The organism is Streptomyces sp. JH34 (genome assembly GCF_029428875.1).
Taxonomy (GTDB): Bacteria; Actinomycetota; Actinomycetes; order Streptomycetales; family Streptomycetaceae; genus Streptomyces.
In genome coordinates this window covers 1398768-1410873 of sequence record NZ_JAJSOO010000001.1, presented here as the reverse complement: position 1 = coordinate 1410873, position 12106 = coordinate 1398768, and the positions used below count along the sequence as shown (strand labels likewise).

General features: G+C 72.6%; 11 protein-coding genes. 5 read left to right on the top strand and 6 right to left on the bottom strand.

Annotation, left to right across the window (positions count from 1 at the left end):
- Positions 1-56: 56 nt before the first annotated feature.
- Both LWJ43_RS06310 and zapE read right to left on the bottom strand, forming a co-directional pair.
- Positions 57-482, bottom strand: coding sequence for an OsmC family protein (locus tag LWJ43_RS06310; RefSeq protein ID WP_015579261.1), 426 nt, complete (start codon positions 480-482; stop codon positions 57-59).
- Positions 483-564: 82 nt separating this feature from the next.
- Positions 565-1656, bottom strand: coding sequence for a cell division protein ZapE (gene zapE, locus LWJ43_RS06305; protein WP_277331298.1), 1092 nt, complete (start codon positions 1654-1656; stop codon positions 565-567).
- A gap of 59 nt (positions 1657-1715) precedes the next feature.
- Here zapE and LWJ43_RS06300 point away from each other — a divergent pair, with 59 nt between their 5' ends.
- From LWJ43_RS06300 to msrB, 4 genes are all read left to right on the top strand, one after another.
- Positions 1716-2495, top strand: a complete 780-nt coding sequence (locus tag LWJ43_RS06300; RefSeq protein WP_277331297.1) for a pyrimidine reductase family protein — start codon at positions 1716-1718, stop codon at positions 2493-2495.
- Positions 2496-2647: 152 nt separating this feature from the next.
- Positions 2648-3100, top strand: coding sequence for an indole-3-glycerol phosphate synthase (locus LWJ43_RS06295; RefSeq protein ID WP_277331296.1), 453 nt, complete (start codon positions 2648-2650; stop codon positions 3098-3100).
- 43 nt (positions 3101-3143) lie between these two features.
- The gene (gene murC, locus LWJ43_RS06290; RefSeq protein WP_277331295.1) at positions 3144-4538 is read left to right on the top strand and encodes a UDP-N-acetylmuramate--L-alanine ligase; all 1395 of its coding nucleotides are present in this window, start codon (positions 3144-3146) and stop codon (positions 4536-4538) included.
- A gap of 10 nt (positions 4539-4548) precedes the next feature.
- On the top strand, positions 4549-4956 hold the full coding sequence (gene msrB / locus LWJ43_RS06285) for a peptide-methionine (R)-S-oxide reductase MsrB (protein WP_277331294.1): 408 nt from the start codon (positions 4549-4551) through the stop codon (positions 4954-4956).
- Between the two features lie 127 nt (positions 4957-5083).
- On the opposite strand, the gene LWJ43_RS06280 is transcribed toward msrB, so the two are convergent.
- The 4 genes from LWJ43_RS06280 to LWJ43_RS06265 all read right to left on the bottom strand — a co-directional run bounded on the left by LWJ43_RS06280 (position 5084) and on the right by LWJ43_RS06265 (position 11028).
- Positions 5084-7258, bottom strand: coding sequence for an MMPL family transporter (locus LWJ43_RS06280; protein WP_277331293.1), 2175 nt, complete (start codon positions 7256-7258; stop codon positions 5084-5086).
- A gap of 40 nt (positions 7259-7298) precedes the next feature.
- Positions 7299-7847 (bottom strand): TetR/AcrR family transcriptional regulator, encoded by a 549-nt coding sequence (locus LWJ43_RS06275; protein ID WP_277331292.1) that lies wholly within the window; start codon positions 7845-7847, stop codon positions 7299-7301.
- A 191-nt stretch (positions 7848-8038) separates the two neighbouring features.
- Positions 8039-8515 carry a hypothetical protein gene (locus tag LWJ43_RS06270; RefSeq protein WP_277331291.1) on the bottom strand — a complete coding sequence of 159 codons (477 nt, stop codon included), beginning with the start codon at positions 8513-8515 and terminating at the stop codon, positions 8039-8041.
- 95 nt (positions 8516-8610) lie between these two features.
- Complete coding sequence (locus LWJ43_RS06265) at positions 8611-11028, bottom strand: GTPase-associated protein 1-related protein (RefSeq protein WP_277331290.1); 2418 nt, start codon at positions 11026-11028, stop codon at positions 8611-8613.
- A 197-nt stretch (positions 11029-11225) separates the two neighbouring features.
- On the opposite strand from LWJ43_RS06265, the gene LWJ43_RS06260 reads away from it, so the two are divergent.
- Positions 11226-12062 carry an alpha/beta fold hydrolase gene (locus LWJ43_RS06260; RefSeq protein ID WP_277331289.1) on the top strand — a complete coding sequence of 279 codons (837 nt, stop codon included), beginning with the start codon at positions 11226-11228 and terminating at the stop codon, positions 12060-12062.
- The last annotated feature ends 44 nt before the right edge of the window (positions 12063-12106 follow it).

The following is a 12106-nucleotide window of genomic DNA, read 5'->3' as shown; positions in this document are numbered from 1 at the left end:
GCCCCTTGTGTTCCCGTGTGTCCCCGGGGCGGATGACGCACCGGGGACGGGTGGGATCAGGCCAGCGACGCGGTGAGCGTGATCGTGGTGCCCGTGAGCGCCTGACTGACCGGGCAGTTCGCCTTGGCGTCCTCGGCGGCCTTCACGAAGCCCGCCTCGTCCAGACCCGGAACCTCGCCCTCCACCGTGAGGTGGATGCCGGTGATGCCGGTGCCGGGCTGGAAGGTGACCTCGGCCTGGGTGTTCAGCCGGGTCGGCGGGGTGCCCGCCGTGGCCAGGCCGTTGGACAGCGCCATCGAGAAGCAGCTGGAGTGCGCGGCGGCGATGAGCTCCTCCGGGCTGGTCTTTCCGTTCGCCTTCTCGGCGCGCGACGGCCAGGAGACGGGGTACTCCCCGATCCCGGAGGAGTCGAGGGTGACAACACCCTTGCCCTCGAGCAGGTTGCCTTCCCAGACCGTGTGCGCCTGACGCGTGGTAGCCATGCTGGATCCCTTCGAACGGTGTGCGCGGTCATCCGGACGTACGCGGCACCCGCAGGCACCCGTACGCCCTTCGCCCCCGAACCTACTGCCCCACCAGTCCCTTTGCGTCACGCGCCAGTGCGGTCAGCCGCGAGATGGCCCGGAAGTACTTCTTGCGGTACCCGCCGTTCAGCATCTCGTCACTGAACAGCCGGTCGAAGGGGAGGCCGGAGGCGAGCACCGGGACCTCGCGGTCGTACAGCCGGTCGGCGAGCACCACCAGGCGCAGGGCCGTCGACTGGTCGGGCACCGGCCGCACACCGGTGAGGCAGACCGCCGTGATCTCGTCCGTCAGCGCGCCGTACCGGCTGGGATGGACCTTGGCGAGGTGGTCGAGCAGGGACGGGAAGTCGTCGAGCGACGCGCCGGCGGTCGCGTACGCGGCCCTGGTGACCTGGTCGTCGGAGTACGGCGGCGGCGCCTCGGGCAGTCCGCGGTGGCGGTAGTCCTCGCCGTCGATCCGCAACGGACGGAAGTGCGAGGAGAGCCCCTGGATCTCGCGGAGGAAGTCGACCGCCGCGAAGCGGCCCTCGCCGAGCTTGCCGGGCAGCGTGTTCGAGGTGGCGGCCAGCGCGACGCCCGCCTCGACCAGCCTGCTGAGCAGGGAGGACACCAGGACGGTGTCACCCGGGTCGTCCAGTTCGAATTCGTCGATGCAGAGCAGCCGGTGCCCGCTCAGGGTCTGCACGGTCTGCTGGAAGCCCAGCGCGCCGACCAGGTTGGTCAGCTCGACGAAGGTGCCGAAGGCCTTGAGCGAGGGTGCGGCCGGGGTGGCGTGCCAGAGCGAGGCCAGCAGGTGCGTCTTGCCGACGCCGTAACCGCCGTCGAGATACACACCGCGAGGCCCGGCGGGCGCGGAGGCCTTCTTGCCGAACCACTTGCGCCTGGCCGATCCCACGGCGTGCGCCCCGCCGAGCCCGGCCGCGAAGGAGCTGAGCACCGTGACCGCCTCGGTCTGGCTCGGCTGGTTCGGGTCGGGCACGTACGTATCGAAGCGCACCGAGTCGAAGCGCGGCGGCGGGACCATCTCCGCGACCAGCCGGTCGACCGGGACACGCGGTTCGAGGGCACACAGGGACTGCGGGGCCGTTTCGGCTATGGGGCTCTGCCCCGGCACGGCTGTGGAGGACGACACAACTCTCCACCTTAAGGCCTCTCCCGGACGGCCCCCCGCGCCGTGCCAGACTGCGGATCATGCGACGCCTGCTCCCCGTGACGGACCCGACCACCCCAGCCGCTGCCGCCGCCGACCGCGAGTGGACGCTCGACGAGCTGGCCGACGCCTACGCCTATCCCGGCGGGAGGCGTCCCTGGCTGCGGGCGAACATGGTCTCCACCCTCGACGGTGCCGCCCAGCACGACGGCCGATCCCAGGGCATCTCCTGCGCGTCCGACATGCGCGTCTTCGGCACGCTGCGCGGGCTGGCCGACGCGGTCGTCGTCGGCGCCGAGACGGTCCGCCTGGAGGGCTACCGGCCCGCGAAGGCCCGCGACGCCTTCGCCGCCCGGCGTGAGGCGGCGGGACAGGGACCCGCCCCGGCCGTCGCGGTCGTCAGCGCGAGCCTGGACCTGGACTTCTCGCTCCCGCTCTTCGCCGCGCCGTTGGTGCCGACCCTCGTGGTCACCGGATCGGCGGCACCCTCCGACCGGGTCCGGGCGGCCCGGGAGGCGGGGACCGAGGTGGTGTTCGCCGGGGACGGGTCCGCCGTCGACCCGGCCCGTGCCGTCGCGGAACTCGGCCTGCGGGGCCTCGGCCGGCTGCTCACCGAGGGCGGTCCGCGCCTGCTCGGCCAGTTCGTGGCGGCGGGGGTGCTGGACGAGCTCTGCCTGACCCTTTCGCCGTTGCTCGTCGCGGGAGGCGCGCAGCGCATCGCGGGCGGGCCCGCCGTCCCCGTGCCGGAACGTTTCTCTCTCGTCTCCCTCCTGGAGGAGGAGGGGTTCCTCTTCACCCGGTACGGGAAGATCCGACATTGAGTGGAATTACCCGTTCCGGTTAGCTCCGGATGGGCACACTTAGTCCTGCCGGCCCCGTGCAATTGCGGGGAAGGATGGTTCCAGCAGCAGCGGCCGGCCTCGCGGCCGACGAGATGAAGCGGAAGGCGCCTGTCGTGTTCACAAGCGTTTTGATGATCGAGAAGCCCCTGACACCCGAGGACGTGGAATTCGTCACCACCCTCCACGGCGAGGAGCAGATCTCGTTCGTCGTGCTGATGCAGCCCCGCAGCGACCAGGCCGACGTACTGCTGCGGGCGATCGACGACGTGGCGATCGGCGAGCTCCGGGAAGCCGTCCGCGAGGGGGACCGGCCGGAGGGGAAGGAAGCCAGGGAGCCGGCCGAGATGGCGCTGGAGTACTCCCTGCGGGAACTGCGCGAGGCGGGTTCGGAGGCTGTCGGACAGGTCGTCGAGGACCATCCCCTGGACAAGCTGAAGACCGTGGTCGAGGACTCGGGGGCCGACGAGGTTATCGTGCTGACGGCGCCGCACTACGTCGAGGAGTTCTTCCATCGTGACTGGGCGTCCCGGGCCCGTCACAAGGTCGGCGTACCGGTGCTCAAGCTCTTCGCGCACAGCGAATAGGCTGGGGCGGACCGACCCACGTCACACCTCGGGAGAGACACGTATGGCACCCGGTATTCCTGCCGCTCTGGAACGGCCGCACTTCATCGGCATCGGCGGCGCCGGAATGTCGGGCATCGCGAAGATCCTCGCCCAGCGCGGCGCGAAGGTGGCGGGCAGCGACGCCAAGGAGTCCGCCACCGCCGAGGCGCTGCGCGCGCTGGGGGCGACCGTCCACATCGGGCACGCCTCCGGGCACCTGGCCGACGACGCGACCTCGGTGGTCGTCTCCAGCGCCATCCGCGCCGACAACCCCGAGCTGGTCCGCGCCGCCGAGCTGGACATCCCCGTCGTGCACCGCTCCGACGCGCTCGCCTCGCTGATGGACGGCCTGCGCTCCATCGCGGTCGCCGGGACGCACGGCAAGACCACCACCACGTCGATGCTCGCCGTCGCGCTGTCCGAGCTGGCCCTCGACCCGTCGTACGCCATCGGCGGCGACCTGGAGGGCCCGGGGACCAACGCCACGCACGGCGCCGGTGACATCTTCGTCGCCGAGGCCGACGAGAGCGACCGCAGCTTCCAGAAGTACGCGCCCGAGGTCGCGATCGTCCTCAACGTCGAGCTGGACCACCACGCGAACTACGCGTCGATGGAGGAGATCTACGAGTCCTTCGAGACGTTCGTCGGCAAGGTCGTCCCGGGTGGCACCCTCGTCGTCGCCGCCGACCAGCCCGGCGCCGTCGAGCTGACCCGGCGGGTCCGCGAACGTTCCTCCCTCACCGTCGTCACCTACGGCGAGTCCGAGGGCGCGGACGTCCGCGTGCACAAGGTCACCCCGCGCGGACTGACCAGCGAGGTGACGGTCGTCCTCAACGGGAAGTTCCTCACCTTCACGGTCTCCGTGCCCGGCCGCCACTACGCCCACAACGCGGTCGCCGCGCTCGCCGCCGGTGTCGCCCTCGGCATCCCCGCGCACAACCTGGCCTCCGCCATCGGCAAGTACACCGGGGTCAAGCGCCGCCTCCAGCTCAAGGGCGAAGCGGCCGGCGTCCAGGTCATCGACTCGTACGCGCACCACCCCACGGAGATGACCGCGGATCTGGAGGCCATGCGGGGCGCGGCGAGCGACGCCCGCCTGCTGGTCGTCTTCCAGCCCCACCTCTTCTCCCGTACCCAGGAGCTCGGCACGGAGATGGGCCAGGCCCTCGCCCTCGCCGACGCCTCGCTGGTCCTGGACATCTACCCGGCCAGGGAGGACCCGGTCCCCGGCGTCACGAGCGCACTGATCATCGACGCCGCCGAGGCCGCGGGCGCCGACGTCACGGCCGTCCACGACAAGGCCGCCGTCCCCGAGGCCGTCGCGGGAATGGCGAAGCCCGGTGATCTGGTTCTCACCATGGGAGCGGGCGACGTCACCGACCTCGGCCCGCAGATCCTGGACCAACTGTCGAGCTGAGGGAGCCACCGTGTCGTACGACGTCGAGAAGCCGGACGAGCAATGGCGGGCCGAGCTGACGCCCGCCGAGTACGCGGTGCTGCGCAAGGCCGGCACCGAACCCGCCTTCGTGGGTGAGTACACCGACACCAAGACGGCGGGCGTCTACTCCTGCCGGGCCTGCGGTGCGGAGCTGTTCCGCTCCGACACGAAGTTCGAGTCGCACTGCGGCTGGCCGTCCTTCTACGACCCGAAGGACACCGACGCGGTCGAACTGCTCCGGGACGACAGCCTCGGCATGGCCCGCACCGAGGTGCGCTGCGCCCGCTGCGGCTCGCACCTGGGGCACGTCTTCGAGGGCGAGGGTTACGCCACGCCCACGGACCAGCGGTACTGCATCAACTCCATCTCGCTGACCCTGGCGCCGGACGGGAGCTGACGCGGGCCGCCCGCGGACGGGCGTGCGCCCGTCCGCGGCGGTGAGCGCCTGACCACGGCGAAGCCCCCGGCCGCCCCGCGCGAGGACGCGGGGAACCGGGGGCTTCGCCGTGCCGGAGACGGTGTGATCAGACCTTCACGAGCTCCACCGGCTCCCGCTGCACCGGGATCTCCCGCTGCAGCCGCTCGCCCTCGATGTCGAGGTCGGGCAGGATGCGGTCGACCGGGCGCGGCAGCCACCAGGCCGCGCGCCCCAGAAGGTGCATGACCGCCGGGACGATCGCCATGCGGACGACGAAGGCGTCGACGAGCACGCCGATCGCCAGGGCGAATCCGATGGACTTGATGATCGGATCGGGCATGAGGACGAAGCCGCCGAAGACCGCGGTCATGATCACCGCGGCGGCCGTGACCACCCGCGCGTTGTGGCCGACCCCGCTGATGACGGATTCCCGGGCGTCGGCGCCGTGGACGAAGTCCTCCCGCATGCGCGAGACGAGGAAGACCTCGTAGTCCATGGCCAGCCCGAAGAGGATGCCGATCAGGAGGATGGGCAGGAAGCTCACCAGCGGACCCGGCGTGTCGAGACCGACCAGCGACGCGAGGTGGCCCTCCTGGAAGATCGCGACGGTGATGCCGAACGTCGCGCCGATGGTCAGCAGGAAGCCCAGAGCCGCCTTGAGGGGTACGAGGACCGACCGGAAGACCAGCATCAGCAGCAGGACCGACAGTCCGACCACCAGCAGGAGGTAGACCGGCAGCGCGCCGGCCAGCTTCTCGGAGACGTCGATGCCGACCGCGGTGGCACCGGTCAGCGAGATCGCCGCGCCCTCGACGCCCTTCACCCGGTCACGGATCTCGTGGACGGTGTCCTCGGTCGTGGCGTCGGTGGGACCGGTTTCGGGGATCACGGCGAGCAGAGCGGTGGTGCCCTTCTCGTTCAGCTGCGGGGCGGCCACGGCCAGCACCCCGTCGGTGCCCATGACGATCGCGGCGGTCTCCTCGGCCGCCGCCCCGGTCGCCTCCGCGGTGTCGCCGGACACGACGGCGACCAGCCGTCCGTTGAAGCCCTCGCCGAACCCCTCGGTGGTCAGGTCGTACGCCTCGCGGTTGGGCGAACCGACTGCCTCCGTGCTCGCGTCGGGCAGCGCGAGACGCATGTCCTGCACCGGCAGGGCCAGGACGCCGAGGCCGGCCACCCCGAGGACGAGGACGGGGACGCGCAGCCGCGCCACGATCCGGCCCCAGCGGAAGCCGAAGGCGGACTCGGAACCGACGGGGGAGGAAGCCCGGTCCTGCGCCCGGTCCGTCCGGTGCTTCCGGGGCAGGACACGGACGCCGGCGAAGCCGAGGACGGCCGGCAGCAGGGTGAGCGACACCAGGACGGCGAGCGCGACGGTGGCCGCGGCGGCCAGGCCCATCACCGTCAGGAACGGCACACCGGCCACGGTGAGCCCGGCCAGTGCGATGACGACGGTGGCACCCGCGAACACGACCGCCGAACCGGCGGTTCCGGCCGCCCGGCCCGCCGCTTCCTCCGCGTCCATGCCCTCGGAGAGGTAATGGCGGTAGCGGGAGGTGATGAACAGGGCGTAGTCGATGCCGACGGCCAGGCCCAGCATGAGCGCCAGGATGGGCGCGGTGCTGGTCAGTTCGACGGTGCTGCTGAGGGCGAAGAGTCCGGCCATGCCGGCCGCCACGCCGACCAGGGCGTTCAGCAGGGTCATGCCGGCCGCCACGAGGGAGCCGAAGGTCAGGACGAGCACGAGGGCGGCGACCGCGACACCGATGGCCTCGGTCGAGCCGACCTCGGGAACGCCCCGCATGATCTCGCCGCCGTGTTCGACGCGCAGATCCGGGACGGACTCGCCGGCCTTCGAGAACGCCTCCCGCTGGCTGTCGGTGATGCCGTCGACGCCCGAGTCGAACTGCACCTGGACGAGGGCGTGACGGCCGTCCCGCGAGACGGCCTTGGACACGAACGGGTCGACGGCCGCGAGGACGCCCGGGACCTTCGAGGCCTCCTCGGTCACGGGAGCCACGGCCTGGGGCGTGAGTTTCGCGCCCTCGGGTGCCGCGACGACTATGCTCCCCGTCGCGCCGCCCGCCTGCGGGAACTCCCGGGCGAGTGAGTCCAGGGCCTTCTGCGACTCGGTGCCTGGGATCGAGAACTTGCTGGTGGTGGGCCCGCTGAAGGCGGCTGCGCCCCCTCCCAGCAGTGCGAGCAGCAGGAGCCAGAGGGCGAGGACACGCCCTCGGCGCCGGAAGGACAGCCGGCCGAGCCGGTACAGCAGGATTGCCATGCGAAAGAGGCGTCTTTCTCTTCGATCTGGACGACTTCTGTCAGCTGGTCCGACGCCCGAGGGTTCGCAGCGCTCCCTGGACCAATTCGGTACGCATCGTGCCGGGTTCGACATCCACGTCGGAGGCGACCGTGACAGCCACGCCGCCGATCACCATCTGCGCCCCCACGCGCGCCCACGGCTCCTCGGAACGGCCCGCCAGGGCGTCGGCGAGCTGGCCTACGGCCTCGGGGATGACGGCCAGCACCGGGTTGTCGAGCATGTCCGGCAGCTCGGCGAAGATGATCTTGACTTCCAGGTGGAAGCGCATCGCGAGGCCGATGAATCCGTTGACGGCCGGTTCGACGGCCTGGTCGCCGTCCAGGCCGGCCAGTTCCCCGCTCAGGGCGGCGAGGCTCTCGGCCGGCGGTGTCAGCAGTTCGGCGAGGATCGCGTCCTTGCCCGCGAAGTGGTAGAGCAGGGACGCCTTGGAGCAGTGGGCCTCGACTGCGATGTCGTGCAGCGAGGTCCCCTTGAAGCCGTGCTCGGCGAAGAGGCGCAGCGCGGAATCGAGGATCTGACGGCGCATCGCGGAGGGCGGACGTGGCATGGGTCCACCGTAGCTGACCGATCGGTCAGCCCTGACCGATCGGTCAGGCGTGTTCTGTGACCCGGGCCACTTCGGCATCGAGGTCCGGGGGCCGCCGGAAACACGGCCCGTGCCGGGGCGGCGTGAAAAGGGCGATGGCCCTCAGCGGGAGGCTGAGGGCCATCGGCGAACTCGTGGTCCGGGCGGAGTACTCAGTCGTCGTCGGACCCGGACTCCGAGGTCACCTCGGCGCGCAGCAACGGGTGTGCCACCCCGGGGAACACCCGGGCCCGCACGACCTCCTCGGCCGAACCGCCCCGCACCACGGTCTCGGCGACGCCCCACGGGCGCCCGGCCAGGCGGACGGTCAGTGTGTACGAGGACGAGCAGCCCGTGCACTCGTAGCGGTCGGCCCAGACCTCCACGTCCGTGACGCTGCCCGGGTAGCGCTTCACGTGCCGGTGCCTGGCGTGACAGTGGTCGCACGTCTCGCCCGGCTCGCACGTACCGCCGCACGGACAGGGCACGTCCAGCGACTCCGAGGGCAGCCACCGCTGGATCAGCCGGGCCTCGCGGGTGGCGGCCGTGTCCTTCATCGCCTTCAGGTTCCGCGCGGCGACGTTGTACGACTCGCCGGTCGCGGCCATCCGGTCCCGGATCACGTCCTTGCGTCCGCGGTTCGTCGTCATGCCGTCTCCTCCTGGGATGTCACGCAGCCCGCCAGGAGGCACACGAGATCAGAACGCTCCACGGTACCTGCCGTACGGCGTGTCCGACGACCTCGTCACCCTCTGCGCACCCGTCCGGCTATGCGTCTGCCGAGGCGGCCCAGCGAGCGGGACGGCCGGTTCCAGGCGCGGAACGCGTCCAGGGTGCGGCTGTTCCCCTCGGCCTCCACGGCCCGCTCCACCGCCGCGAGGCCTTCCTGGGAAAGGCCGCGCACCACGGGGCGCAGCACCTCCTCCAGCAGGGCGGTCCTGGTCCGGGTCCAGTCGGCACCGGCGTGCGGGTGGGCGTTCCACACGGTGAAGCAGTCCGCGACGTACGCGGGATCCGCCCCCAGCAGCGCCAGGACCGCTTCTCCCCGGGCGGCCGTGCCGTACGCCGCGATCAGGTCCTCGTCCCCGCTGTGCACGAACGCGTACAGCTCCTCCCCGGGCCGCCCCGGAGCGAGCAGCCGCTCGGCCAGGGCGCCGAAGGCGTGCTGCAGGGGAGCGGGAGGGCCCGCCGGTTCGGCACGGGCGCGCAGAGCCCGGGCACGGTCGGCCCAGCCCGGTTCCGGCGCACCCGAGCGCAGCTCGCGCGCGAAGTCCAGCAGCATCAGACGGGCGCGCACCTGCGCGCCGAGCTCCTGCGGGAAGCCGCGCAGCAGTTCGTGGGCGAGCTCGGTGGAGTCCTCGTCGCCGGCGGGGGCCGCGAGCGCCGCGTCGACCAGGTGCGACCAGGTGCCCGCCGTCCGATGGGCGTCGGACGTCGTCTCGCCCAGCAGCGTCCTGGCCTCGCCCGCCGTCGGCGTGTCCTCGCCCCACACCAGGCCGACGGCGGTCCGCAGCACCAGCGGCTCGGCGAACGGGGACATGCCCGCCGCGCGCAGCACCGTGTGCAGGACCGCCACCCGGTCCGCGCCCCGCGCCTTCGCACCGGGCGCCTCGGCGCACATCCGCAGATGCGGCAGAGCCTGCGTCCCCGTGAACGGCAGGGCCACCCGGGCCAGCAGCCGCTCCGCGTCCGCGGGGTGGTCCGGGGCGAGCCGGTCCAGCTCACCGAGGAGCGCCGTACGGACGTCGAACTGCTCGTCCAGCAGATCGAGCAGCGCGCGGCGGGCGCCCGCCCCGGGATCGTCGAGCAGGGCGCGGGCCAGCCGGCCGACGACGGCGGGGAGCAGGTCCGCGCCGTCGACGCCGAGGAGCCGGGCGATCCGCAGCAGCTGCACGGTCCGCGCGACACCCAGGGGCACCCCGGCGGTGAGCTCGGCCAGCAGTTCGTCGCCGAGCTCCTCGACCAGTGCGGCGAGCGCGCGCTCCCCGGCGGGCTCGTCGAAAGCGGAGCGCGCGGGAGGCTCCAGGTCCACGTCCCCGCCCCGCACCGCCTCCGTCACCAGCAGAGCGGCCAGCGGAGCCGTGACCGCGGCGGGGCAGCGCCCGTCGAGGGCCGTCAGCAGACGCAGGGCCGCCGCGCACTCCGCGGCCGTACGGTCGTCGGCGGGAGCGGTCAGCGCGTCGGTCAGCTGCAGGGTGCGCTTCTCGTCCAGCGCGTAGGGCCGCTCGGCAGCCCAGTCGGCCGCCGCGGCCCGCTCCCCGGAGCCGAGCGCGATGCCGGCGCCGAGCGCCGTGACGGCCAGCGGGCCGGCGGCGAACGGCTCGCCCGGAAGTTCCGCCGCCTCCCGGAAGAGCTCGGGGGACCGGTTGCGCCAGATGCGGGCCGCGGTCCCCGCCCACGCGTCGGCCACCGTCCCGGAGGGGCGCGGACCCGACGCGGTGTGGACACGGAACCGCGGATCGCTGATGTCGGGCGCGTCCTCCGGGAGGACGCCGATGACCTGGTGCGCCCTGCGTCCGGGGTGGCGTGTGTACGTCGTGAAGGTCAGCCGCTCGGCGTGCTCCCGGGGCAGCACGGCCGTGGCCAGGGCGATCCAGCGGGCCACGTCCGCGCTCTGCCGCTCCACGAGGACGACCCGGGGCGCGGACGGGTCCTCGCTCACGCGCCGCAGATCGCTGAGCACGGCGGCGATCCACGGGCTGCGGGACACCGCGAAGTCGCCGAGCCCCTCCCTGGTGAGCCCCCGCGAAGGGCCGTGCGCGGTCGCCATCGAGGTCAGGGGATCGGGCAGCATGCGGCCGGGGGGCGAGGAGAGCCATCCGGCGGCCCCCCACGCGGCGACCGGGAGCACCCGGCCGGGTATCGGCGCGCCGGGCGGGAGGTGCACGGCGTGGGCGTGGAAAGCACCCGCACCCGTGGCGACCGTACGGCTGAGGAGATGACTGCCGTCGGAGAGCGCGGCGAAGGCGAACGCCACCGGCAGTGAGCGGAGCCGGGCGTCGGTGAGCCGGTCGGGAGTGCCCTCAGGGGCGTCGTACGCCAGGAGCGGTGCGGCCTCCGCGCGCACCGGTCCGGCTATCGCGGGGTCCACCACGGTGAACCGGCCGGCGGGCACCTCGTCCCCGGACGCCACGGAGGTGTAGTGCAACTGCGGGAGGCTCATGCGTAGGCCCTCATCGTCCCTGCCACGTGCGTCCCCGTCACACGCACCGGCCGCCGCTCGCCGCCCTGTCGGTGCGGCCCGGCCCGGCGGAGCGACGACCCCGGCGGGGAGCTTTCCGTAGTCGTGCGGGCGACGCTATCAAGCCCTGACGCCCCGTTGGGCCGCACACCGGCGGCGGGCGCCCTAGGTTGGAGTCCATGACCGAGGTGACGCTTTCCGCGGGAGTGGTGGAGTACGAGGACACCGGTGGTGAGGGGCCCGTGCTGGTCCTGCTCCACGGGGTCGCGATGAACGGGTCGCTCTGGCGCCACGTCGTCGAAGGGCTGGCCCCCGGATACCGGTGCGTCGTACCCACGTTGCCCCTGGGCGCCCACCGCAGGCCCATGCGACCCGACGCCGACCTGACGGTCCTCGGAGTCGCCCATCTGGTGGGGGAGTTCCTGGAGGCACTGGACCTCCACGACGTCACCCTGGTGATGAGTGACTGGGGCGGCGCGCAGGCGCTCGTCGCGGAGGGCAGGGACCAGCGGATCGGCAGGCTGGTCATCACGTCCTGCGAGGCGTTCGACAACTTTCCGCCGGGCCTGCCCGGCCGCAATCTGTACGCCGCGGCCAAGGCGCCCGGCGGGCTGCGGCTCGCCTTCGCCCTGCTGAAGCTGAAGCCGGTGCGCAGGCTCCCCCTGACCTGGGGGTGGATGAGCAAGCGGCCGGTCCCGCACGACGTGATGGACGAGTGGTTCCGGCCGCTGTGGACCTCCGCCGCGATCCGGAGGGACCTGCGGGCGTACGTACTCGGAGTGCCGCCCAGGGACGAACTCCTGGCGTGGGCGGATGCGTTGCGCTCGTTCGACCGGCCCGCGCTCGTCGTCTGGGCGGCCGAGGACAAGGTCATGCCGCCCGCCCACGGCCGACGACTGGCGGACCTGCTGCCCCGGGGCGAGCTCGTGGAGATCGCCGACAGCTACACGCTCATCCCCGAGGACCAGCCGCAGCGGCTGGCCGAGGCCGTCAGGGCGTTCGTACCGCTGCCGTGAGAGACCCGGCCGGGCACGCTCGCGTAGCCGGCCGGATGGTGACG